The sequence below is a fragment of the Glutamicibacter protophormiae genome, from assembly GCF_016894325.1.
Classification (GTDB): domain Bacteria; phylum Actinomycetota; class Actinomycetes; order Actinomycetales; family Micrococcaceae; genus Glutamicibacter; species Glutamicibacter protophormiae.
In genome coordinates this window covers 575643-601432 of record NZ_CP069806.1, presented here as the reverse complement: position 1 = coordinate 601432, position 25790 = coordinate 575643, and the positions used below count along the sequence as shown (strand labels likewise).

General features: G+C 56.2%; 9 protein-coding genes, 4 tRNA genes, 7 rRNA genes and 1 pseudogene. 6 read left to right on the top strand and 15 right to left on the bottom strand.

What is annotated here, in order from left to right:
* Positions 1 to 99 precede the first annotated feature (99 nt).
* Both JQN66_RS02980 and JQN66_RS02975 read right to left on the bottom strand, forming a co-directional pair.
* Positions 100 to 173 (bottom strand) — tRNA-Thr (locus tag JQN66_RS02980).
* 171 nt (positions 174 to 344) lie between these two features.
* Positions 345 to 1214, bottom strand: coding sequence for a thioredoxin domain-containing protein (locus tag JQN66_RS02975; protein WP_204676578.1), 870 nt, complete (start codon positions 1212 to 1214; stop codon positions 345 to 347).
* Positions 1215 to 1608: 394 nt separating this feature from the next.
* Between JQN66_RS02975 and JQN66_RS02970 the strand changes: the two genes are divergently transcribed.
* The 3 genes from JQN66_RS02970 to JQN66_RS02960 all read left to right on the top strand — a co-directional run bounded on the left by JQN66_RS02970 (position 1609) and on the right by JQN66_RS02960 (position 5038).
* Positions 1609 to 3081 carry an alpha,alpha-trehalose-phosphate synthase (UDP-forming) gene (locus JQN66_RS02970; protein WP_229777407.1) on the top strand — a complete coding sequence of 491 codons (1473 nt, stop codon included), beginning with the start codon at positions 1609 to 1611 and terminating at the stop codon, positions 3079 to 3081.
* Positions 3082 to 3130: 49 nt separating this feature from the next.
* Positions 3131 to 3910 carry a trehalose-phosphatase gene (gene otsB, locus JQN66_RS02965; protein ID WP_188949095.1) on the top strand — a complete coding sequence of 260 codons (780 nt, stop codon included), beginning with the start codon at positions 3131 to 3133 and terminating at the stop codon, positions 3908 to 3910.
* Between the two features lie 66 nt (positions 3911 to 3976).
* Positions 3977 to 5038, top strand: coding sequence for an ABC transporter ATP-binding protein (locus JQN66_RS02960; RefSeq protein WP_204676577.1), 1062 nt, complete (start codon positions 3977 to 3979; stop codon positions 5036 to 5038).
* Positions 5039 to 5197: 159 nt separating this feature from the next.
* Here the strand turns inward: JQN66_RS02960 and rrf (JQN66_RS02955) are convergent.
* From rrf (JQN66_RS02955) to JQN66_RS02915, 9 genes are all read right to left on the bottom strand, one after another.
* Positions 5198 to 5314, bottom strand: a 5S ribosomal RNA gene (gene rrf, locus JQN66_RS02955).
* Positions 5315 to 5982: 668 nt separating this feature from the next.
* Positions 5983 to 6099: ribosomal RNA gene (rrf, locus tag JQN66_RS02950) — 5S ribosomal RNA — on the bottom strand.
* Between the two features lie 144 nt (positions 6100 to 6243).
* Positions 6244 to 9382: ribosomal RNA gene (locus tag JQN66_RS02945) — 23S ribosomal RNA — on the bottom strand.
* 577 nt (positions 9383 to 9959) lie between these two features.
* Positions 9960 to 11485 (bottom strand): 16S ribosomal RNA (locus JQN66_RS02940).
* The 16S, 23S and 5S rRNA genes sit together here, the layout of an rRNA operon.
* A 1352-nt stretch (positions 11486 to 12837) precedes the next feature.
* Entirely contained in the window at positions 12838 to 13023 is a 186-nt protein-coding gene (locus tag JQN66_RS02935) for a hypothetical protein (protein WP_204676576.1), read from the bottom strand.
* An 886-nt stretch (positions 13024 to 13909) separates the two neighbouring features.
* Positions 13910 to 13982, bottom strand: a tRNA-Glu gene (locus tag JQN66_RS02930).
* Positions 13983 to 14028: 46 nt separating this feature from the next.
* Positions 14029 to 14100 (bottom strand) — tRNA-Gln (locus JQN66_RS02925).
* A gap of 209 nt (positions 14101 to 14309) precedes the next feature.
* Positions 14310 to 14386 (bottom strand) — tRNA-Pro (locus JQN66_RS02920).
* A 109-nt stretch (positions 14387 to 14495) separates the two neighbouring features.
* The gene (locus JQN66_RS02915) at positions 14496 to 14744 is read right to left on the bottom strand and encodes an FAD-linked oxidase C-terminal domain-containing protein (protein WP_239464116.1); all 249 of its coding nucleotides are present in this window, start codon (positions 14742 to 14744) and stop codon (positions 14496 to 14498) included.
* A 117-nt stretch (positions 14745 to 14861) separates the two neighbouring features.
* Here JQN66_RS02915 and istA point away from each other — a divergent pair, with 117 nt between their 5' ends.
* Both istA and istB read left to right on the top strand, forming a co-directional pair.
* Complete coding sequence (gene istA, locus JQN66_RS02910) at positions 14862 to 16103, top strand: IS21 family transposase (RefSeq protein ID WP_204676105.1); 1242 nt, start codon at positions 14862 to 14864, stop codon at positions 16101 to 16103.
* Complete coding sequence (gene istB / locus JQN66_RS02905) at positions 16100 to 16864, top strand: IS21-like element helper ATPase IstB (RefSeq protein ID WP_204676104.1); 765 nt, start codon at positions 16100 to 16102, stop codon at positions 16862 to 16864. Before istA ends, istB begins: the two co-directional genes overlap by 4 nt.
* 46 nt (positions 16865 to 16910) lie before the next feature.
* On the opposite strand, the gene JQN66_RS02900 is transcribed toward istB, so the two are convergent.
* Positions 16911 to 18029: an FAD-binding oxidoreductase gene (locus JQN66_RS02900; protein ID WP_204676575.1), complete on the bottom strand. Its 1119-nt coding sequence runs from the start codon at positions 18027 to 18029 to the stop codon at positions 16911 to 16913.
* 462 nt (positions 18030 to 18491) lie between these two features.
* Here JQN66_RS02900 and JQN66_RS02895 point away from each other — a divergent pair.
* Positions 18492 to 19721: pseudogene (locus JQN66_RS02895) on the top strand (IS110 family RNA-guided transposase).
* A 378-nt stretch (positions 19722 to 20099) separates the two neighbouring features.
* Here the strand turns inward: JQN66_RS02895 and rrf (JQN66_RS02890) are convergent.
* The 3 genes from rrf (JQN66_RS02890) to JQN66_RS02880 form a co-directional block, all read right to left on the bottom strand.
* Positions 20100 to 20216: ribosomal RNA gene (gene rrf / locus JQN66_RS02890) — 5S ribosomal RNA — on the bottom strand.
* Positions 20217 to 20360: 144 nt separating this feature from the next.
* Positions 20361 to 23499: ribosomal RNA gene (locus JQN66_RS02885) — 23S ribosomal RNA — on the bottom strand.
* 577 nt (positions 23500 to 24076) lie between these two features.
* Positions 24077 to 25602, bottom strand: a 16S ribosomal RNA gene (locus JQN66_RS02880).
* Positions 25603 to 25790: the final 188 nt, after the last annotated feature.

The window sequence follows — 25790 nt, the reverse complement described above, 5'->3', positions numbered from 1 at the left end:
TTTGCCGTGTTCGGTCCGGCGCAGGGTGCCCAGGAAAGCCGCAGTCAGCAAAAAATCCCCGGAATTCTGCACTTATGCAGCGCTCCGAGGATTTATTCGAGCCCCCTACCGGATTCGAACCGGTGACCTTCAGTTTACAAGACAGACGCTCTGGCCAGCTGAGCTAAGGGGGCGTACCGCATAAGAATATCGGAGAACCCGGCCACTGTGCGAATTGAGCGCGTCACCGCTTTAAATGCCGGAAGGGGGAAAGCCGTCGCTGGCTTTCTCCCCTCCGGTCGTGGTGCGAGATCAATATGGAATTCTACCCGATCCGCACCTGCTCTCCGCTTACCCGGGCGGATTTACTTCTTGTTCGCCTCGATGGCAGCGTTCACCACGGTCGGGAAATCGTCCTTGGCCAGATCCAGGACCTTGCCCTGGACCACCAGGGTCGGGGTTCCGCTCACGCCGTCATATTTGGCCACGTCGGTCGTGTACTGGACGAACGGGCGGAAAGTGCCCTCGTCGATGCATTCGGTGACCTTCTTGCTGGCGCCGGCGGCAATCGCCATCTCGGACAGCTGGGCGTTCTTCATTTCGCCCTGCTCGTAGTGGCCCCAGATCGCGGTCACGAACGGCATGTAGGCTGCCGGGTTGTCGTTGGCGACACAGGCCAGCGCGTTGGCCCCGCGTGAGGAGAAGTTGGTCGGCGAGCCCCCGTCCAGGTAGCCCACGGTACGGTACTCGATGCTGACATCCCCTGCCGCCAGCCACTCATTGAGCTGGGGCCCATAGGTGGCTTCAAAGTCCGCGCAGTGCACGCAGTTCACGTCGGCGTACATGGTGATGTTGACCGGCTCGCCCTTCTTGCCCACGGTCAGATCGCGGGGTTCTGGGGTGGCGGGCAGCTGTGCAGGAACTTCAAGGGCCGTCACGTCGATGTTCTCGACGGTCCGCTCTCCCAGCGTAGTCGGCGAAGTGACCACGATGCCGCCGGCGGCGTTGCCGCCGGCAGGAACAGCTCCGGAATCTGCAACCTTCGTATTGTTGTTCTGCACGATCAGGGTGACGACCAGGGCTATCACGAGGATCACTGCACCGAGCACGCCAAGCTTGACGAACAGCGACTTGCGCTTGGCAGCCGACTCCTGTGCGGCGCGCATCTGCGAAGCCTTCTCGCGGGCACTTGCCGTGCGCTCAGCCTTCGAAGGCCGCGGATTATTCGTAGACATAAATTCAATGGTTCCTTGCTCAGCGGAAAACTGTCATCTGCAGTCAAGCTTAGCCAATGTCGGCGCTCGATTTGCCTCGTTCGTGGATAATCACACACGTTCACAGGCAGCACATATGCTCCACAAACAGTTGGCAAAGCGACCCCAAAATCTACGGAATATGTTCGGCTACGTCAGGCCGCGTTCCAACTCGGCACCCAGTTACTCTGCATGACCACCCCCGCACGTTGTTTACGTCACTATCGATGTAAATGCTGGGGATAATTCCGTTGCACCCGATATTTCATTAGGCTCAAGGCATACAGCAATAAACTTGCAGGGTAGAGACTTGCTCAGGACCCGGGTTTCGAAAACCACTGGTTTGCAGGTTGAGGATTAGGCCAGGAGGTTTATCGTGAGTAGCTCGACTCAGGGGGATCGCGCCAGCACCGCATCCGATTTTGTGGTGGTCGCCAACCGACTGCCCGTTGACAGAGTCACTAATCCGGACGGCACCCAAGGATTCCGGCGTTCGCCCGGCGGTTTGGTTACCGCACTGGAACCGGTCATGGCTGCTTCCGAGGGCGCTTGGGTCGGCTGGCACGGCGGAGTCGACGAAGAATTGGACAGCTTCGACAAGGACGGTATCCACCTAGTGCCGGTGCCGTTGAGCGAAGACGACCTGGAGCTTTACTACGAGGGTTTCTCGAACTCCACTCTCTGGCCGCTCTACCATGACGTCATCGTCCCGCCGTCGTATCACCGCACCTGGTGGGACCGCTACAAGAAGATCAACCAGCGCTTCGCGGATGCAGTTCTGCGTATCGCGGCACCCAATGCCACGGTGTGGGTACATGATTACCAGCTCCAGCTGGTGCCGCGGCTGCTGCGACTGGCAAGACCCGACCTGAAGATCGGCTTCTTCCTGCACATCCCGTTCCCTGCAGCGAGCCTGTTCTCGCAGCTGCCTTGGCGCAAGCAGATCCTCCAGGGGCTTGCCGGCGCCGACCTCGTGGGCTTCCAACGTGAAACCGATGCCTCCAATTTCCTGCGCTGTCTGCGCCGATTCACGGATTACCAGACCAAGGGCCGAGAGGCGACCCCTTCCCTGGAGAACGACCTGCAGAATATCTGCCGTGCAGATGCCCACCCGATCTCCATCGACTACGAACAGATCCAGAGGCTGTCCCGGGACCCGCAGATCATTGCCCGAGCCGCCCAGATCCGCCATGAACTGGGCAACCCGAAGACCATCATGCTCGGCGTGGACCGTCTGGACTACACCAAGGGCATCCGGCACCGGCTCAAGGCCTACGGCGAGCTGCTGGCCGACGAACAGCTCCAGGCTGGTGAAGTGTGCCTGATCCAGGTGGCCAGTCCAAGCCGTGAAAATGTCGGAACGTACATCGAACTACGCGACCAAGTTGAACTCATGGTCGGGCAAATCACCGGCCAGCACGACACGCTTAGCCACACCACGCTGCGTTACCTGCACCATTCCTATCCCCTGCGCGAGATGATCTCCCTGTACCTGGCGGCCGACGTGCTGCTGGTCACGGCTTTGCGCGATGGCATGAATCTGGTCGCCAAGGAATACGTGGCGGCCCATCAGGACGGCCGAGGCGTGCTGGTGCTCTCCGAGTTCACCGGCGCCGCCGACCAGCTGACCCAATCCGTACTGGTCAATCCCCATGACATCGACGGGATGAAGGTCAAGATCATGGAAGCGGTCAATATGGATGAAACCGAACAGGCAAAGCGCATGAAGCGCATGAACCACCATCTGAAGGAATTCGACGTGGCCGGCTGGTCGGATCGGTTCCTGTCAGAGCTGGCGGAAATCAACTCGAAGTCCGCCCCGGCCAAGGAGAATGTTGCCCGCGCCTAGCTCGCCGCAGACTTGCGAAACCACCGCCCCCGAAGGATGCCCCCAGAACGTGTCACCTCTTTCACAGCAATTGTCCGCTGCGCTGCAGGATTTCGCCGGCCATCCCCGGGTGCTGGTTGCACTCGATTTCGATGGAACGCTCTCCCCGCTGGTCGACCGGCCGCAGGATGCCAGGCCGTTGCCCGAATCCGCCGAATTGGTGGAGCAGCTGGGACAGCTGGCAGGCGTTTTCACCGCAGTAATTTCTGGGCGCAACCTGCAGTCCCTTTCGGAGGTCTATCCGGAGCCGCTGCCGGCCATCCGTATCGGTTCCCACGGCGCTGAACGGCTGGTTCCCGAACAGTTCGCTGGCGGGTGGTCGGATGCCTCGCTCAGCCTAGAGCAGACGCAGCTGCTCGGCATACTGACCGACCGTCTGCAGGCCATCGCCGACAGGCACGAGAACGTGAATCTGGAATTCAAGCCCTCGGCTACTGTCCTGCATGTTCGCCAAGCCAGCCCGGAATCGGCGCAGACGGCCATGTCCGAAGCGCTGGAGTCCTTGCAGGAGCTGAAAGGCGTCAAGTTGATGTCGGGCAAGGCAGTGCTTGAGGCCTCGGTGCTTAACGTCCACAAGGGCGAAGCGCTGGCCTGGCTGCGCCGCACCTTGAATGTCCAGTCGGTGCTCTTCGTCGGCGATGATGTCACCGACGAAAACGGGTTCAAGGTGTTGACCGAAAACGACCTTGGGGTCAAGGTTGGCAGCGGACCCACCGCGGCGACGCAGCGTATCAATTCGCCGTTCGAGGTTCCGGACCTTTTGAAAAGTCTGATTTCCATGCGAGACTAGCAGTGTCCCAATTCACTTTCACTTCGGATCGTCGGGCACGTACCTGCCCGTGAAAGGATTGTCGTTATGGCAACTGTGACCTTTGAAAAGGCCACCCGTATCTACCCGGGCGCTCTTGTGCCATCCGTCGACGGAATCGACCTGGAAATCGCCGATGGCGAATTCCTGGTTTTGGTCGGCCCCTCGGGTTGCGGCAAATCAACCACCCTGCGCATGCTTGCAGGCCTGGAGGAAGTAAACTCCGGCCGTATCCTCATCGGCGACAAGGACGTGACCAACGTTCCGCCCAAGGACCGCGACATCGCCATGGTCTTCCAGAACTACGCACTGTACCCGCACATGACTGTCGCCGAGAATATGGGTTTCGCCCTGAAGATCGCCGGCGTCGACAAGGTCGAACGTGCCCGACGCGTGAAGGAAGCCGCGCAGCTTCTCGACCTTGAGCAGTACTTGGACCGCAAGCCGAAGGCTCTGTCTGGCGGCCAGCGCCAGCGTGTGGCCATGGGTCGTGCCATTGTGCGCTCGCCCCAGGTCTTCCTCATGGATGAGCCGCTGTCGAACCTCGATGCAAAGCTGCGTGTCCAGACCCGCACCCAGATCGCCTCATTGACCCGTCGTCTGGGCGTCACCACCGTGTACGTGACCCACGACCAGGTCGAGGCGCTGACCATGGGCGACCGCGTCGCAGTGCTCAAGGATGGCGAATTGCAGCAGGTCGGCACCCCTCGCGAACTGTACGACCGTCCGCGCAACGTCTTCGTCGCGGGCTTCATCGGATCGCCAGCCATGAACCTTGTGCAGCTGGAAGCAACCAATGGCCAGATAGAGCTCGGCAACATCGTCTTGAGCGCTTCAGGCGCCGTTGGCGGCACCACGCTGGGCATCCGTCCTGAGGACATCGAGTTCGTTGGCGAAGGCGAGGGTCTGGAGATCACCATCGACGTTGTCGAAGAGCTTGGCGCCGATGCCTACGTCTACGCCACTGCCGAACTGGCAGGCCAGCTGCAGACCATCGTTGTCCGCGTCGATGGCCGCACCCCGCCGGCCCGCGGCCAGCGGCTGAACATTGCTCCGAAGCTGCAGCACGTTCACCTGTTTGATACAGCAACGGGTCTGCGACTTGGCTAGTCCAAAGAAGCATTGATGTACGACCAAGGGCTCGGATCCGCACGGATCCGAGCCCTTGGTCTTTGGCGACATCTCTGGCTCTTGAAGCCCCATCAAGGCCGTCTACGCTTTGTTAAACATCGAAGGCCCCGAGATAACTCGGGGCCTTCGGCACATTGTGCCCGGCGATGACCTACTCTCCCACACCCTCCCGAGTGCAGTACCATCGGCGCAGTGGGTCTTAGCTTCCGGGTTCGGTATGGGACCGGGCGTTTCCCCCACGCTATGATCGCCGTAACTCTAACCCGCACAGCTTGGCCGTGGGAAAACTACGGTGTCATCCGCGATTGCGACAACTCCATAACTATAGCAGGATCAACGGCCTCCACGCCAATCAGGGGACCCCCTCGGCCATGTGGCCTTCGCCATACATACTTTCATGGCCAAAAATTCCCAGGAAGCTTCAGATGCCTGCCTCAGGCCCTTACACTGCGTCGGCTAGCCCAGGCCACCTTCCTAGTTCCGGATTGGGCCTGAGCACAATCTGAACGGGTACAGGCGGCTTCGCGCCTCGCCTGGATCGACCATGCCAGGGTATGTGGGCATTGAAGAATGAACCAGGGTGCTCGTCTTCCACAAATGGCACCGAGAACGGTTCATCGCGTTGCGGGTGAGAACGAATGCAGCAATTGGAATTGCGAGACCATAACCCTGTTTTTGCCCTCGTTGTCCCCTGCGACAGCCAACAGCGAAACGCCGCCGGGGCAGCACCCCCCACCCTCACGTCAGGCCACGATGCCGGCCAGCAGGCAATCCTGCCGAGAAAACACACCGCCGCCACCAGGCAGCCTTTTAAACAGGAAAAAAGGGGAGCCACCACTCCCCCACGCCACCCCAACACCAACCCCGGTTAAACAGCGAAAGCCCCGACACACTGTGTCGGAGCCTCCACCACTTCAAGTTAAGTCCGGCGGTGACCTACTCTCCCACACCCTCACGAGTGCAGTACCATCGGCGCAATGGGCCTTAGCTTCCGGGTTCGGTATGGGACCGGGCGTTTCCCCCACGCTATGACCGCCGTAACAATCACGAAGCACACAAACCACCAGGTGATCCAGCACTCGTCCTGCAAAAAAACTTCTTCAGGTTCGAGGTTGTTGTCTCGTAACCGCATAGTGAACGCGAACAGCAAAAAAATGAATTTTGTCGACACACCATCTTATAGTGTGTTGTAAGTCATCGGCCTATTAGTACAGGTCAGCTACACAAGTCTTTGGTCCTTGCTTCCACATCCTGCCTATCAACCCAGTAATCTAGCTGGGGGCCTCACCCACACAAGGTGGATGGAAATCTCATCTCGAAGCAGGCTTCCCGCTTAGATGCTTTCAGCGGTTATCCCTTCCAAACGTAGCTAATCAGCGATGCACTTGGCAGTACAACTGACACACCAGAGGTTCGTCCGTCCCGGTCCTCTCGTACTAAGGACAGCCCTTCTCAAATTTCCAACGCGCGCAGCGGATAGGGACCGAACTGTCTCACGACGTTCTAAACCCAGCTCGCGTACCGCTTTAATGGGCGAACAGCCCAACCCTTGGGACCTACTCCAGCCCCAGGATGCGACGAGCCGACATCGAGGTGCCAAACCATGCCGTCGATATGGACTCTTGGGCAAGATCAGCCTGTTATCCCCGAGGTACCTTTTATCCGTTGAGCGACGGCCCTTCCACGAGGTGCCGCCGGATCACTAGTCCCGACTTTCGTCCCTGCTCGAGCTGTCACTCTCACAGTCAAGCTCCCTTGTGCACTTACACTCAACACCTGATTGCCAACCAGGCTGAGGGAACCTTTGGGCGCCTCCGTTACATTTTAGGAGGCAACCGCCCCAGTTAAACTACCCATCAGGCACTGTCCCTGAACCAGATCATGGTCCGAAGTTAGGTGACCGGTACAGCCAGAGTGGTATTTCAACGATGACTCCACCCGAACTAGCGTCCGAGCTTCACAGTCTCCCACCTATCCTACACAAGCTGCACCGAACACCAATACCAAACTATAGTAAAGGTCTCGGGGTCTTTCCGTCCTGCTGCGCGTAACGAGCATCTTTACTCGTACTGCAATTTCGCCGAGTTCATGGTTGAGACAGCGGGGAAGTCGTTACTCCATTCGTGCAGGTCGGAACTTACCCGACAAGGAATTTCGCTACCTTAGGATGGTTATAGTTACCACCGCCGTTTACTGGGGCTTAAATTCTCAGCTTCGCACACAAGTGTGCTAACCGGTCCTCTTAACCTTCCAGCACCGGGCAGGAGTCAGTCCGTATACATCGTCTTGCGACTTCGCACGGACCTGTGTTTTTAGTAAACAGTCGCTTCCCCCTGGTCTCTGCGGCCCACACCCGCCTCCAAGGAGTCAATCCTCTTCACGGGGCAGGCCCCCCTTCTTCCGAAGTTACGGGGGCATTTTGCCGAGTTCCTTAACCATGATTCTCTCGATCGCCTTAGTATTCTCTACCTGATCACCTGTGTCGGTTTAGGGTACGGGCGGACTGGGACCTCGCGCCGATGCTTTTCTAGGCAGCATAGGATCACCGAATCACCCCACAAACGGGGCGCCTATCAGGTCTCAGAAACAATGAACAGCGGATTTGCCTACCGTTCTTCCTACACCCTTGGACCAGGTCAATTCCATTGCCTGGCTCGGCTACCTTCCTGCGTCACACCTGTTAATACGCTGACCTCACAACATCGGTTCCCACCACATCACACAGCCAACACCCCGAAGGGCGCAACAGCCATGATCCATCATGGTTAGCATCCATCGCTCAGTATGGGCGGTCCTTCGCCGGTACGGGAATATCAACCCGTTATCCATCGACTACGCCTGTCGGCCTCGCCTTAGGTCCCGACTAACCCAGGGCAGATTAGCTTGACCCTGGAACCCTTGATCATTCGGCGGACGGGTTTCTCACCCGTCATTCGCTACTCATGCCTGCATTCTCACTCGTGTGGCCTCCACCGCTGGTTTACACCGCGACTTCACCGTCCACACGACGCTCCCCTACCCATCCAAACACCCAACCCGAAGGCCAGATAAACATTTGAATGACGCAACTTCGGCGGTGTGCTTGAGCCCCGCTACATTATCGGCGCGGAATCACTTGACCAGTGAGCTATTACGCACTCTTTCAAGGGTGGCTGCTTCTAAGCCAACCTCCTGGTTGTCACAGCAACTCCACATCCTTTCCCACTTAGCACACGCTTAGGGGCCTTAGTTGGCGTTCTGGGCTGTTTCCCTCTCGACTATGAAGCTTATCCCCCACAGTCTCACTGCTGCGCTCTCACTTACCGGCATTCGGAGTTTGGCTAAGGTCAGTAACCTTGTAGGGCCCATCGCCTATCCAGTAGCTCTACCTCCAGCAAGAAACACGCAACGCTGCACCTAAATGCATTTCGGGGAGAACCAGCTATCACGAAGTTTGATTGGCCTTTCACCCCTACCCACAGCTCATCCCCTCCATTTTCAACTGAAGTGGGTTCGGTCCTCCACGCGCTCTTACACACGCTTCAACCTGGCCATGGGTAGATCACTTCGCTTCGGGTCTAGATCACGCCACTCACTCGCCCTATTCAGACTCGCTTTCGCTACGGCTTCCCCCCACGGGTTAACCTCGCGACGTAACACTAACTCGCAGGCTCATTCTTCAAAAGGCACGCCATCACCACACACAAGGCATGGCTCTAACGGATTGTAAGCGCACGGTTTCAGGTACTATTTCACTCCCCTCCCGGGGTACTTTTCACCATTCCCTCACGGTACTGATTCACTATCGGTCATCAAGTAGTATTCAGGCTTACCAGGTGGTCCTGGCAGATTCACACAAGGTTTCACGGGCCCCGTGCTACTCGGGTATCCACACAAAGAACGGCAGACACGCATTACACCTACGGGACTATCACCCTCTCTGGTCCGGCATTCCAACCGATTCACCTATACGCCTGCACCTCATCCCACCAGCGTAGATAGAACTGGTACATGTGGACCCCACAACCCCGATGATGCAACGCCTATCCGCTATCACACACCAACCGGTTTAGCCCCATCCGCGTTCGCTCGCCACTACTAACGGAATCACTATTGTTTTCTCTTCCTGCGGGTACTGAGATGTTTCACTTCCCCGCGTTCCCTCCACACAGCCTATACATTCAGCTGCAGGTCACACCACATAACATGGTGCGGGGTTTCCCCATTCGGAAATCCTGGTCTCAACGTCCGGTTATCGACTCCACCAGGCTTATCGCAGATTCCCACGTCCTTCATCGGCTCTTGATGCCAAGGCATCCACCGTGCGCCCTTAAAAACTTCAACACAAAACAAAGTTCTCAAAATTGAGCTATAAAACAATCAACAAAATCACTACAAACAAGACTCAAACACCACACACACCCAGGACAGGCACATGCAACTCATCTTGTCTGCAAGATGCTCGCGTTCACTATACAGTTCCCAAACAACAACCCCGCACCCCCACACAACACCCCCAACCAGCCAAAAGACCAGCCACCAGGACACCATGCAGCAGACACAGGACAAACACCGAAACACCAAGCACCCAACCACCCCACCCCACAAGGAGCAAGACAGCCAGGAGGCTTGTTGCCTCAAAACCCAACAGTGCACCAAACATACCCATTCGCATCACACACCATGCGCGCCCTTCCAACACCACCAACCCCCAAAGGAGCCGGCACTGCGTACTAAACCACACACACCACACAACACAAACCATGCCAACACCCGAACCCCCGAAAACACCACCACCATGGCAGCCCTTTCGAAAACCCGTTTCCCGATGTTGAGTTCATTGACATTCCACCCTTGAGCAACCCACCCGAACCACACTCGGGTCCAGACATGGGCACCAAAAAAATGGTTAGCTCCTTAGAAAGGAGGTGATCCAGCCGCACCTTCCGGTACGGCTACCTTGTTACGACTTAGTCCCAATCGCCAGTCCCACCTTCGACGACTCCCCCCACACAAGGTGGTTAGGCCATCGGCTTCGGGTGTTACCAACTTTCGTGACTTGACGGGCGGTGTGTACAAGGCCCGGGAACGTATTCACCGCAGCGTTGCTGATCTGCGATTACTAGCGACTCCGACTTCATGGGGTCGAGTTGCAGACCCCAATCCGAACTGAGACCGGCTTTTAGGGATTAGCTCCACCTCACAGTATCGCAACCCATTGTACCGGCCATTGTAGCATGCGTGAAGCCCAAGACATAAGGGGCATGATGATTTGACGTCATCCCCACCTTCCTCCGAGTTGACCCCGGCAGTCTCCCATGAGTCCCCGGCATAACCCGCTGGCAACATGGAACGAGGGTTGCGCTCGTTGCGGGACTTAACCCAACATCTCACGACACGAGCTGACGACAACCATGCACCACCTGTGAACCAGCCCCGAAGGGAAACCCCATCTCTGAGGCGGTCTGGAACATGTCAAGCCTTGGTAAGGTTCTTCGCGTTGCATCGAATTAATCCGCATGCTCCGCCGCTTGTGCGGGCCCCCGTCAATTCCTTTGAGTTTTAGCCTTGCGGCCGTACTCCCCAGGCGGGGCACTTAATGCGTTAGCTACGGCGCGGAAAACGTGGAATGTCCCCCACACCTAGTGCCCAACGTTTACGGCATGGACTACCAGGGTATCTAATCCTGTTCGCTCCCCATGCTTTCGCTCCTCAGCGTCAGTAAATGCCCAGAGACCTGCCTTCGCCATCGGTGTTCCTCCTGATATCTGCGCATTTCACCGCTACACCAGGAATTCCAGTCTCCCCTACATCACTCTAGTCTGCCCGTACCCACCGCAGATCCGAGGTTGAGCCTCGGACTTTCACGGCAGACGCGACAAACCGCCTACGAGCTCTTTACGCCCAATAAATCCGGATAACGCTTGCGCCCTACGTATTACCGCGGCTGCTGGCACGTAGTTAGCCGGCGCTTCTTCTGCAGGTACCGTCACTCTCGCTTCTTCCCTACTGAAAGAGGTTTACAACCCGAAGGCCGTCATCCCTCACGCGGCGTCGCTGCATCAGGCTTGCGCCCATTGTGCAATATTCCCCACTGCTGCCTCCCGTAGGAGTCTGGGCCGTGTCTCAGTCCCAGTGTGGCCGGTCACCCTCTCAGGCCGGCTACCCGTCGTCGCCTTGGTGAGCCATTACCTCACCAACAAGCTGATAGGCCGCGAGTCCATCCCCAACCGATAAATCTTTCCACCACAAGACATGCGTCCCATGGTCATATCCGGTATTAGACCCAGTTTCCCGGGCTTATCCCAGAGTCAGGGGCAGGTTACTCACGTGTTACTCACCCGTTCGCCACTAATCCACCCAGCAAGCTGGGCTTCATCGTTCGACTTGCATGTGTTAAGCACGCCGCCAGCGTTCATCCTGAGCCAGGATCAAACTCTCCATAAAAAACAAAAAGCCACCACAACCCCACCGGAAAAAGACGGGGCCACACGTGATGTATAAATCCTGGCGAATAAAAACACTCGGAACAACACACGGGGGTGCATCATCCCAAGCAAAATGTTTCGTATTCACCAAACAAAAAATAATTTGGTATCAACAAACTTGGCACACTATTGAGTTCTCAAACAACAAACACTTACCGGTTCTCCGCCACCCATTCAAGGAGGCGATATCGTCCAGCGTAATTTATTTCGAAATCCTAAAACTAATCTTTTAGATTATTTGAATCTCGATGGTTTTCGCTTCGAATTCGGTTCAGATTTTCTTGAACCTTGTTTCGGCGACAGATAAAAACTATACACACCTTTTTCGGCACTTACAAATCGTCGGGCTACTTTTTCGGGTGACTGTCGCCACAGTCATGAGAAGGCTGGCGTATATGTCGCGCCACGCGAGTACTTGTTGGCTCCAGCTTCCGGTCAAGGTTGCCTATTCCATTGGCGCAGCAGCACGAGTTCCATTCCGTGACAACTGTGCTTCTAGCTTGCTAGATACTGCTGCCATGGCGCTGCCCAGCCCAACGCAAATAGGCAATAGGTGGAGTTCTGTCCCGATACCGGCGGAGGTTGCCCGAGTGTGCAGCGAGCACACTAATACTTATTATTCAGCTGAGTTTTCCGGAGAAAACCGCTAAGGCGTTTGGGAGCTTAAGATTCCACGAATCAGTTCTCCGTTTGACCCGATGGTGCCCAGCCAAATGAATCTAGGAATCTTTCTGCGACCAGTTTGTGCAAGAAGGCGTCGCAACTGTCCCACACGAGGCTCGTGCCTTCGAGAACACGTTGCTCCGCAAGCTCTAGCAACGTGGTCCAATTCCGGATAGTAAAACAACCGAGGGCCAAGAGTACGACTGAAGCTGTTTATCCGGTGTGAGCCAATGGCCCACGCAAGCGCCCCTTGTGCCCCTAGGGCATTCGTGCCAAGGGTATTTGCTCGGCCCAGCACTATACGACTTGTCAGTTACTAGACCCGGATTCGTCATTAGACTCCAATGGGTTCGTGCCCTATGACCTCATAGGCCTGAATCTAATTTGGAGTCTTGAGTTCTCAGCTCTTACAGCGATATAGGAGGCATCGGCAAGAAAGCATGTCCCAGACCCGACTCTGCCCTTGGGGGCCGGGCCTGATCAAGATTCGTATGGGTACTGAATCCCATGGCATGAAGTTTGCTGGGCAACCCCACACTTGTAATCCGTCATTCCCGCATGAAACGAAGGGCGCCGCTTTCTGAGGATCCCAATGTTCGGGATGCAAGAACTGCAAAGCGAGCATCACTTTCAAGCTTAAAGATGCTGTCACCTGCATCCAGGATCATCCGCTGCGTGGCCTGGCTTCTGAGCAAACAACCGCGAGCGGAATTCGGCGGAGACGCCGGCCGGATATTCCGGCACCAGACCGTCTGTCGCGGGAACGTGCACCACAACCTGCGCCACATCGGTGAGGAGTTTTATAAGAACCAATTCGAGGGCATTCCAACTCAAGTACATCCATAGCTGGTCTTACTGGCTTGTCCTGATCCCTATCACCCACGGTCACGTCATTTTGGATGGTAGTGGTGCGAACGAAAAAAGCTGAGGCATGGACCGCATTACTGGTGCATATCCACTAGCCGAAGATCGTGGTAGCCGACGGACGCTCAGACTTGATGAAAACGATGAACTTCATTGGCATCAGGGGAAGATCCAACGCTATTCGGTGTATATCCAGCACAACATGCGCACCGGCCTCGCGCTTAACCCTTGATTGGCAGCTGGGAGGACGGTCCTTAGTTTCATCTGAAACTCACGCGAATACCCCGAGGAGTCATGCAGAATCGAAATGTTGGTACTTCCACGGCTGGCTACGTAGCGCCCCGCAATCAAGGGAGGCTGTCATACAGCACGATCATCTGCCCACGTATTTGAAGGTAAAGCTGAAAAGCCTGGGGATCATCGCCACGTCGAACACGATCGAGGGAGCAGAGGAATCCTGCCTCAAGGCCATGATTTCCTATCACCTCGGGATGCCCAGTGAACATCGCCGGCGCTCGTGTGAGCGGTTCAGCTGGAATCGGGGGTGGTCCGGCCATTCGACCGGCAATGGGCGTGCTCTTGTTGCCAGGGCGCTGCTCGCCCACCGCGAGGAACGCAGCGTAATGAGAGGTTGATGCCGAACCGTTCAGCCCGGAGCCTTATGGCACCGGCACCAGCGATCAGGAGGGACAGTTCATCCGGCGGAATTGGACAAGAAACATCTACTGGAGATTGTTTTTACGGATGGACGGTTTGGGAACACGCCTGGGGTAGACACCATTTATTGCCGATGGGCTGACGAGACATCATCTGGTTAAACAAAAAACGCGGAACCGAAGTTCCGCGTTTATATTTGTGACCCCAACGGGATTCGAACCCGTGTTGCCGCCGTGAGAGGGCGGAGTACTAGGCCGCTATACGATGGGGCCGTATGCTGAAGTTTCCTTCAGCTCACCGAATTACTTCGGTGAAGCGCTGGGATACCAGGACTCGAACCTAGAATGACGGAACCAGAAACCGTTGTGTTGCCAATTACACCATATCCCAATGTGACTTGGTCTCCACCAGAATCAAATACCTAGGTAATGATCTTTTGGATGCCTTAGCACGAGATATAACTATACACAGTAAATCTGGATATCGCACATCCTGAGCAGCTTTTCGATAGTGATCTAGGACTCGCTGTCCGTTTGAGCTCAATTTGAGCGCTTTCGGTTAAACAACAAGGAGGAATCCGAAGATTCCTCCTTGCGTTCTGGTCGGGATAACAGGATTTGAACCTGCGACCTCGTCGTCCCGAACGACGCGCGCTACCAAACTGCGCCATATCCCGTAATCAAGAACGTTTTTACTCTACACCCGGTTAGCGCAGAACGCATAATCGAGGCTTCAATTTGTTCGTTATCCCACGTATCTGGCGTAATAGACGCACTTGTCGCGGTCTATATCGCTTTGCCCGGATTCAAAATGTTAGTTGGATCTAGTAACCCCTTGATCTTGTGCTGCAACTCGATCACCTGATCCGACTGTTCCCATGGGAGCCAGTCTTTTTTGATGAGTCCCACACCATGCTCGCCTGTAATCGTTCCACCCATTTCGATGGCTATGCGAACAGACTGTTGCACGGCACGATGCAGTCGGTCCAACGGGTTCGGCCCATCCGAGGAGTCGACAAAAAATGTCGGATGCAAGTTTCCGTCACCAGCATGGGAAATCAGCCTCAGCTGTCAACGCTAACTGAATACTGACCCTTGAACGACTTTTGAAAATTGACCCCACCCGGTCCATTCAACAGTCATTCTGAGGGAGTGATCAATGTGGAACAGTGGGCAGAGATCCGTCGACTGCATCGAGCAGAAGGCGTGCCAATCAAAGAGATCTCGCGGCGCCTTGGCATCGCACGCAATACCGTACGCTCAGCCTTGGCAGCCACCGAGCCGCCGAAATACCAGCGGGCGGCGCGTGGTTCCATCGCCGATGATTTTGAACCGGAGATCCGCAAGCTGCTGCGCGAATACCCGCGCATGCCGGCAACCGTCATCGCCGAACGGATCGGATGGACGAATTCGATCTCCACCCTGAAGAACCGGGTCGCACTGATCCGACCGGAATACACCAGCGTGGACCCCGCGGACCGGTTGGTCCACGAACCAGGTCAGGCGGCGCAAATGGACCTTTGGTTCCCCGAGCCGCGTATTCCCGTCGGGTTCGGGCAGTCGATGATGCTGCCGGTGTTGGTGATGACGCTGTCCTATTCCAGGGTGCTCGACGCGCTGATGCTGCCCAGCCGGCAGGGCCCTGACCTGACTGCGGGAATGTGGAGCTTGATCAACAAGGCCGGCGCGGTTCCCAAAACACTGATCTGGGACCGTGAGTCAGCCATCGGCGGCAAGGGAAAAGTCACCGAAATCGCCGCGGCGTTTGCCGGGACGCTGGCGACCAGGATCCTCCTGGCCCCGCCGCGGGATCCTGAGTTCAAGGGGCAAACAGAACGCAACAACCAGTTCTTTGAAACCTCCTTCCTCCCGGGAAGGAAGTTCAACTCCCCGCAGGATTTCAACCAGCAGCTGTCCGGGTGGCTGCCGAAAGCCAATGCGCGCACGGTCCGCTCAATCCAGGGCCGCCCCCTGGACAGGCTCCCGACGGACCTGGCCGCGATGACGGCCCTGCCGCCGCTGCCTCCGGCCACCGGGTTTACCCATCGGGTGCGGCTGAGCAGGGACTACTACGTGAGGCTGGACCGCAATGACTACTCGGTGGACCCTTCGATGATTGGCCGGCTTGTTGATTTCACCCTCACCATGGATCGGGTCATCGGGGTCTGCGATCAGCAGGTGGTGGCTGATCATCCGCGGTGCTGGGCCAAGCACCAGGTCATTACCGACCCGGACCATGTGCAGGTCGCTGCAACGCTGCGTTCGGCGTTCAACAAGATCCGCCGTACTACCACCAGCCACGTGAACGAACCGGTGGTTGAGTCACGCGAACTATCCGACTACGACAAAATCTTCGGCCTGGACGGCCAGGACTTTCTAGGAGAGCCGCAATGAGTTCTTTGGAAGCAACGATTGAGCATTTGGCCAGGGCCATCAAGATGCCCACGATCCGCAGGACGTGGAAGCAGCTGGCCGATCAAGCGCGCGATGAGGGATGGTCTCATGAGGAGTATCTGGCCGCGGTGCTCCAGCGTCAGGTCGCGGATCGGGAGGCCAGCGGCACCGCGTTGCGGATTGCCGGGGCGCATTTTCCCTCGATGAAGACGGTGGAGGATTTCAACTGTGATTTCCAGCCCTCGCTACGTCGTGATGTGCTGGCGCATCTGGCCACGACCACGTTCGTCCCGAAGGCCGAGAACGTGATTCTGCTCGGGCCTCCCGGGGTGGGGAAAACCCATCTGGGCATCGCGCTGGGGGTCAAAGCCTGCCAGCAGGGGTACCCGACGCTTTTTGAGACAGCTGCGGGCTGGGTGCAACGGCTGGCCGCAGCGCATCAGGCAGGGAAATTGAACGATGAGCTGCGGCGCCTGAAGCGGTACAAGTTGCTGATCATCGACGAGGTGGGTTACCTGCCGTTTGATGCGGAGGCCGCGAATTTGCTGTTTCAGCTGATTGCTCATCGCTATGAGCAGGGGTCGGTGCTGGTGACCTCGAATATGCCTTTTGGCCGGTGGGGTGAGGTCTTTGGTGATGATGTTGTTGCCTCGGCGATGATTGATCGTTTGGTTCATCATGCGGAGGTGTTGTCGTTGTCTGGTGATTCGTACCGGGTGAAGAACCGTCGGGATCTGCTGAGCAACGCTGAGCAGGCATAGAAGAAATTGGGTGGGGAGGGGTCAATTTTCGATTGGCGGTAGGGGGTCAATTTTCAGCTAGCGTTGACATCAGCTGAACTTGTTCTCGCATGGCTGCTTGCTGAACGCGTTGAACGTACTCGACCATATGGCTTTTGGGAACAGCCACATCTTCGCCAGTTCGGTAGGCATCGTCTTTCGTATCTCCTCGGCTGGTTCGACGCATTTCGATGAGTGCTGTTGCAGATTCATCGTCACGCGCGCTCAGCCGCACTGAGCCGTTCCTGAACACTTCGCGCAGCGCTGCTTCTTCTTTCTCTGCACCGTAACCGTCTAGTCGTACAAGCAACATTGCGCCACCGCGCTCGGCATGAGCTGTTCCGTACTGTCCGTCCAAGACTTTCATCGTCGCGTGATCGATCAGCTCCAGAATCGCTGGCTGGATTCGTGCCTTGGCTATCCGCTGGACTCCGTCGACGGCCCCTTCCAGATCCTCGAAGATCAGCGCGACATCTCTTTCGTCAACGGGCAGGTAACGAAGTCGAAGTACAGCGCGAACGATTACGCCTAATGTTCCTTCAGAACCTGTAAACAAGGCTGTCAGATCATAGCCGGCGACACCCTTGAACGTATTCTTTCCAACATGTATTAGGCTCCCGTCTGCCAAGACAACGTCTAAGCCAAGAACCGATTCCCGAGTGACGCCATACTTCGCGCAGCGCAGTCCCCCTGCATTCGTTGCGATGTTTCCACCGATAGTGGACATCTTGTAACTTGCCGGATCCGGTGCGTACATCAAACCAAACTCAGATACGGCGAGATTCAAATGATGATTAATCACGCCCGGCTCAACAACCGCCACTTCGTCTTGGGGCCGGATCTCCAGGATCCTGTTCATCTTGCTGAGATTCAGGATGATTGCGTCATCAATGACATGGACCGCACCAGAAACACCGGTACCAGCGCCCCGGCTGATCACCGGGATCTGAAATTCATTCGCCAATCGCATTAGTTCCTGGACTTGTTCGACCTTCGTCGGAAACACAACGGCCAATGGCATCCTTGGCTCACCCGTGAGTTGACCAAAGTCTCTTGAGTTTTCCATGAGCACGGAATCGCTAAGGGAAACTACATTTTCAGGAAACCTTGCCTTTAGCTCTTTATATAATTTCGAGTTGCGTCGCATGAGGGGCGTGCCTCCCTGTCCAATCGAATTCATAGTTCAGACCCTACATCCGGCGCAGCTACGGGCCGTTATAAGCAACGATGAAGAACTGCCCACCACCAGCCCGTAATCTCAGCCCACTGCTCTTCCCCACGTCACAAGCCAAGCGGAAAGTCCCCTATAGCTACCCAGGGGGCTTCGCCCGCTCCGATAAGGACAGTGAATGTCCGTGCCTCTTACGTCTGGCACACTCTTGCACTCGGAGCTTCACGCGCGCATCCTTGGGGCGTTGGCGACCCAGACACGTCGGTTCGTCTGTGGTGCTATCAAGCCCGACCTACAGCTTGACGTGTGGGTCTTCACGAGAACCGTGGACTGTTGCTTCGAGCACGAGTACTAGATTTCAAGTATTACTCCTTGACCCGCCGGATCGCCAACATCCATACAGCCATCATGGCCTCAGGGGAAGTAGGCGGAAGGGACATGGACATCATTCACGAGCGCGCCGCTGGCATGGACATCTCCAAACGCGACGTCAAGGTCGCCGTGCGAAAGCCAGGCAAGCGCAGGAGCAGCTAAGTCTCACAAGTCAGAACGTTCGGATCCACCACCAACCAGGTGCTGGCCCTGATCCACTACCTGCAATCCGGGCAGGTCACCACGGTGGTGATGGAAGCGACCAGCGACTATTGGAAGCCGTCTTACTATCTGATGGAAGACCAGTTGCCGGTGATGCTGCTCAACGGGAAGCAAACACGGAACATCCCGGGCAGGAAATCCGACGTGAATGACTCGACCTGGCTGGCGCAGTTGGCAGCACATGATCTGCTGCACGGTTCGTTCATTCCGCCCGAACCCATTCGCCAGCTGCGGGACCTGACCCGGACTCGCTCGGCGATGGTGCATGACCGGACCAAGGTCTACCAGCGGATCGAGAAGTTACTCGAATCCTCCGGCATCAAGCTCTCGGCGGTCGCCTCTACCTTGATCGGTGTTTCCGCTAGGCACATGCTTGATGCGCTGGCTGCCGGCGAACGCGACCCTCAGGTGCTGGCTAATATGGCTGCGCCGGGTGCGGTCCAAGATCCCCGAGCTCATTGACGCGATGGAGGGACGCTTCACCGACCATCATGCGTTCATGATGCAGCTGTTTCTGCAGCAAGCCGACGGGCTGACCGAGATGATTGATGCGTTGGAAGTTCAGATCAGGGAGACGATGGTCCCTTTTTAGGAAACGGCCTCGGCGATCGCCACGATCCCGGGGCTCTCTGATACCATCGCGCAGGTCATCGTTACCGAGATCGATGTGGACATGAGCGTCTTTCCCGATGCAGCGCATCTGGCCTCCTGGGCCGGGGTCTGTCCGGGGCAGAAGGAGTCGGCGGGGCGCAGCAAGTCCTCGCATACCTGGGGCGGTGATTCCTATCTGAAAGCCACGCTGGGCACGGCAGCGTTGAACGCGACCCAGCAGATGGAATCGTTCCTGGCCGCGCGTTACCGACGGCTCTATCTACGCCGTGGGGCAGTCGGGCTTTGGTGGCGATTGAGCATACGATCCTCACCGCGATCTGGCACATGTTGGCCAATGGTGAGGTGTTCCAGGATCTCGGCGGCGATTACTACAGGAATCGGAACCGGTCGCGAGCGAAGATCCGGGCGCTGAAGGAATTGAAGCGTTTGGGGTACGACGTCCGTTTGGAACCGGCGGCCTAACTATCCCTCGCCCTGCAACAAAATACAGGAACATCGATCGTGAAAGTTGCTGCCTTTACGAGCGATGCCCTATGCCCGAATGCCGGAAGCGGTTTGGTGCACCGGTTTCAGTATTCACGTACTAGCCCCAACTATGCGGCCAAATTGCGCTCAAACAGAAAAAAGGGGGGGGGAGCCACGACTCCCCGCACCCTCACGTCAGGCCACGATGCCGGCCAGCAGGCAATCCTGCCGAGAAAACACACCGCCGCCACCAGGCAGCCTTTTAAACAGGAAAAAAGGGGAGCCACCACTCCCCCACGCCACCCCAACACCAACCCCGGTTAAACAGCGAAAGCCCCGACACACTGTGTCGGAGCCTCCACCACTTCAAGTTAAGTCCGGCGGTGACCTACTCTCCCACACCCTCACGAGTGCAGTACCATCGGCGCAATGGGCCTTAGCTTCCGGGTTCGGTATGGGACCGGGCGTTTCCCCCACGCTATGACCGCCGTAACAATCACGAAGCACACAAACCACCAGGTGATCCAGCACTCGTCCTGCAAAAAAACTTCTTCAGGTTCGAGGTTGTTGTCTCGTAACCGCATAGTGAACGCGAACAGCAAAAAAATGAATTTTGTCGACACACCATCTTATAGTGTGTTGTAAGTCATCGGCCTATTAGTACAGGTCAGCTACACAAGTCTTTGGTCCTTGCTTCCACATCCTGCCTATCAACCCAGTAATCTAGCTGGGGGCCTCACCCACACAAGGTGGATGGAAATCTCATCTCGAAGCAGGCTTCCCGCTTAGATGCTTTCAGCGGTTATCCCTTCCAAACGTAGCTAATCAGCGATGCACTTGGCAGTACAACTGACACACCAGAGGTTCGTCCGTCCCGGTCCTCTCGTACTAAGGACAGCCCTTCTCAAATTTCCAACGCGCGCAGCGGATAGGGACCGAACTGTCTCACGACGTTCTAAACCCAGCTCGCGTACCGCTTTAATGGGCGAACAGCCCAACCCTTGGGACCTACTCCAGCCCCAGGATGCGACGAGCCGACATCGAGGTGCCAAACCATGCCGTCGATATGGACTCTTGGGCAAGATCAGCCTGTTATCCCCGAGGTACCTTTTATCCGTTGAGCGACGGCCCTTCCACGAGGTGCCGCCGGATCACTAGTCCCGACTTTCGTCCCTGCTCGAGCTGTCACTCTCACAGTCAAGCTCCCTTGTGCACTTACACTCAACACCTGATTGCCAACCAGGCTGAGGGAACCTTTGGGCGCCTCCGTTACATTTTAGGAGGCAACCGCCCCAGTTAAACTACCCATCAGGCACTGTCCCTGAACCAGATCATGGTCCGAAGTTAGGTGACCGGTACAGCCAGAGTGGTATTTCAACGATGACTCCACCCGAACTAGCGTCCGAGCTTCACAGTCTCCCACCTATCCTACACAAGCTGCACCGAACACCAATACCAAACTATAGTAAAGGTCTCGGGGTCTTTCCGTCCTGCTGCGCGTAACGAGCATCTTTACTCGTACTGCAATTTCGCCGAGTTCATGGTTGAGACAGCGGGGAAGTCGTTACTCCATTCGTGCAGGTCGGAACTTACCCGACAAGGAATTTCGCTACCTTAGGATGGTTATAGTTACCACCGCCGTTTACTGGGGCTTAAATTCTCAGCTTCGCACACAAGTGTGCTAACCGGTCCTCTTAACCTTCCAGCACCGGGCAGGAGTCAGTCCGTATACATCGTCTTGCGACTTCGCACGGACCTGTGTTTTTAGTAAACAGTCGCTTCCCCCTGGTCTCTGCGGCCCACACCCGCCTCCAAGGAGTCAATCCTCTTCACGGGGCAGGCCCCCCTTCTTCCGAAGTTACGGGGGCATTTTGCCGAGTTCCTTAACCATGATTCTCTCGATCGCCTTAGTATTCTCTACCTGATCACCTGTGTCGGTTTAGGGTACGGGCGGACTGGGACCTCGCGCCGATGCTTTTCTAGGCAGCATAGGATCACCGAATCACCCCACAAACGGGGCGCCTATCAGGTCTCAGAAACAATGAACAGCGGATTTGCCTACCGTTCTTCCTACACCCTTGGACCAGGTCAATTCCATTGCCTGGCTCGGCTACCTTCCTGCGTCACACCTGTTAATACGCTGACCTCACAACATCGGTTCCCACCACATCACACAGCCAACACCCCGAAGGGCGCAACAGCCATGATCCATCATGGTTAGCATCCATCGCTCAGTATGGGCGGTCCTTCGCCGGTACGGGAATATCAACCCGTTATCCATCGACTACGCCTGTCGGCCTCGCCTTAGGTCCCGACTAACCCAGGGCAGATTAGCTTGACCCTGGAACCCTTGATCATTCGGCGGACGGGTTTCTCACCCGTCATTCGCTACTCATGCCTGCATTCTCACTCGTGTGGCCTCCACCGCTGGTTTACACCGCGACTTCACCGTCCACACGACGCTCCCCTACCCATCCAAACACCCAACCCGAAGGCCAGATAAACATTTGAATGACGCAACTTCGGCGGTGTGCTTGAGCCCCGCTACATTATCGGCGCGGAATCACTTGACCAGTGAGCTATTACGCACTCTTTCAAGGGTGGCTGCTTCTAAGCCAACCTCCTGGTTGTCACAGCAACTCCACATCCTTTCCCACTTAGCACACGCTTAGGGGCCTTAGTTGGCGTTCTGGGCTGTTTCCCTCTCGACTATGAAGCTTATCCCCCACAGTCTCACTGCTGCGCTCTCACTTACCGGCATTCGGAGTTTGGCTAAGGTCAGTAACCTTGTAGGGCCCATCGCCTATCCAGTAGCTCTACCTCCAGCAAGAAACACGCAACGCTGCACCTAAATGCATTTCGGGGAGAACCAGCTATCACGAAGTTTGATTGGCCTTTCACCCCTACCCACAGCTCATCCCCTCCATTTTCAACTGAAGTGGGTTCGGTCCTCCACGCGCTCTTACACACGCTTCAACCTGGCCATGGGTAGATCACTTCGCTTCGGGTCTAGATCACGCCACTCACTCGCCCTATTCAGACTCGCTTTCGCTACGGCTTCCCCCCACGGGTTAACCTCGCGACGTAACACTAACTCGCAGGCTCATTCTTCAAAAGGCACGCCATCACCACACACAAGGCATGGCTCTAACGGATTGTAAGCGCACGGTTTCAGGTACTATTTCACTCCCCTCCCGGGGTACTTTTCACCATTCCCTCACGGTACTGATTCACTATCGGTCATCAAGTAGTATTCAGGCTTACCAGGTGGTCCTGGCAGATTCACACAAGGTTTCACGGGCCCCGTGCTACTCGGGTATCCACACAAAGAACGGCAGACACGCATTACACCTACGGGACTATCACCCTCTCTGGTCCGGCATTCCAACCGATTCACCTATACGCCTGCACCTCATCCCACCAGCGTAGATAGAACTGGTACATGTGGACCCCACAACCCCGATGATGCAACGCCTATCCGCTATCACACACCAACCGGTTTAGCCCCATCCGCGTTCGCTCGCCACTACTAACGGAATCACTATTGTTTTCTCTTCCTGCGGGTACTGAGATGTTTCACTTCCCCGCGTTCCCTCCACACAGCCTATACATTCAGCTGCAGGTCACACCACATAACATGGTGCGGGGTTTCCCCATTCGGAAATCCTGGTCTCAACGTCCGGTTATCGACTCCACCAGGCTTATCGCAGATTCCCACGTCCTTCATCGGCTCTTGATGCCAAGGCATCCACCGTGCGCCCTTAAAAACTTCAACACAAAACAAAGTTCTCAAAATTGAGCTATAAAACAATCAACAAAATCACTACAAACAAGACTCAAACACCACACACACCCAGGACAGGCACATGCAACTCATCTTGTCTGCAAGATGCTCGCGTTCACTATACAGTTCCCAAACAACAACCCCGCACCCCCACACAACACCCCCAACCAGCCAAAAGACCAGCCACCAGGACACCATGCAGCAGACACAGGACAAACACCGAAACACCAAGCACCCAACCACCCCACCCCACAAGGAGCAAGACAGCCAGGAGGCTTGTTGCCTCAAAACCCAACAGTGCACCAAACATACCCATTCGCATCACACACCATGCGCGCCCTTCCAACACCACCAACCCCCAAAGGAGCCGGCACTGCGTACTAAACCACACACACCACACAACACAAACCATGCCAACACCCGAACCCCCGAAAACACCACCACCATGGCAGCCCTTTCGAAAACCCGTTTCCCGATGTTGAGTTCATTGACATTCCACCCTTGAGCAACCCACCCGAACCACACTCGGGTCCAGACATGGGCACCAAAAAAATGGTTAGCTCCTTAGAAAGGAGGTGATCCAGCCGCACCTTCCGGTACGGCTACCTTGTTACGACTTAGTCCCAATCGCCAGTCCCACCTTCGACGACTCCCCCCACACAAGGTGGTTAGGCCATCGGCTTCGGGTGTTACCAACTTTCGTGACTTGACGGGCGGTGTGTACAAGGCCCGGGAACGTATTCACCGCAGCGTTGCTGATCTGCGATTACTAGCGACTCCGACTTCATGGGGTCGAGTTGCAGACCCCAATCCGAACTGAGACCGGCTTTTAGGGATTAGCTCCACCTCACAGTATCGCAACCCATTGTACCGGCCATTGTAGCATGCGTGAAGCCCAAGACATAAGGGGCATGATGATTTGACGTCATCCCCACCTTCCTCCGAGTTGACCCCGGCAGTCTCCCATGAGTCCCCGGCATAACCCGCTGGCAACATGGAACGAGGGTTGCGCTCGTTGCGGGACTTAACCCAACATCTCACGACACGAGCTGACGACAACCATGCACCACCTGTGAACCAGCCCCGAAGGGAAACCCCATCTCTGAGGCGGTCTGGAACATGTCAAGCCTTGGTAAGGTTCTTCGCGTTGCATCGAATTAATCCGCATGCTCCGCCGCTTGTGCGGGCCCCCGTCAATTCCTTTGAGTTTTAGCCTTGCGGCCGTACTCCCCAGGCGGGGCACTTAATGCGTTAGCTACGGCGCGGAAAACGTGGAATGTCCCCCACACCTAGTGCCCAACGTTTACGGCATGGACTACCAGGGTATCTAATCCTGTTCGCTCCCCATGCTTTCGCTCCTCAGCGTCAGTAAATGCCCAGAGACCTGCCTTCGCCATCGGTGTTCCTCCTGATATCTGCGCATTTCACCGCTACACCAGGAATTCCAGTCTCCCCTACATCACTCTAGTCTGCCCGTACCCACCGCAGATCCGAGGTTGAGCCTCGGACTTTCACGGCAGACGCGACAAACCGCCTACGAGCTCTTTACGCCCAATAAATCCGGATAACGCTTGCGCCCTACGTATTACCGCGGCTGCTGGCACGTAGTTAGCCGGCGCTTCTTCTGCAGGTACCGTCACTCTCGCTTCTTCCCTACTGAAAGAGGTTTACAACCCGAAGGCCGTCATCCCTCACGCGGCGTCGCTGCATCAGGCTTGCGCCCATTGTGCAATATTCCCCACTGCTGCCTCCCGTAGGAGTCTGGGCCGTGTCTCAGTCCCAGTGTGGCCGGTCACCCTCTCAGGCCGGCTACCCGTCGTCGCCTTGGTGAGCCATTACCTCACCAACAAGCTGATAGGCCGCGAGTCCATCCCCAACCGATAAATCTTTCCACCACAAGACATGCGTCCCATGGTCATATCCGGTATTAGACCCAGTTTCCCGGGCTTATCCCAGAGTCAGGGGCAGGTTACTCACGTGTTACTCACCCGTTCGCCACTAATCCACCCAGCAAGCTGGGCTTCATCGTTCGACTTGCATGTGTTAAGCACGCCGCCAGCGTTCATCCTGAGCCAGGATCAAACTCTCCATAAAAAACAAAAAGCCACCACAACCCCACCGGAAAAAGACGGGGCCACACGTGATGTATAAATCCTGGCGAATAAAAACACTTGGAACAACACACGGGGGTGCATCATCCCAAGCAAAATGTTTCGTATTCACCAAACAAAAAATAATTTGGTATCAACAAACTTGGCACACTATTGAGTTCTCAAACAACA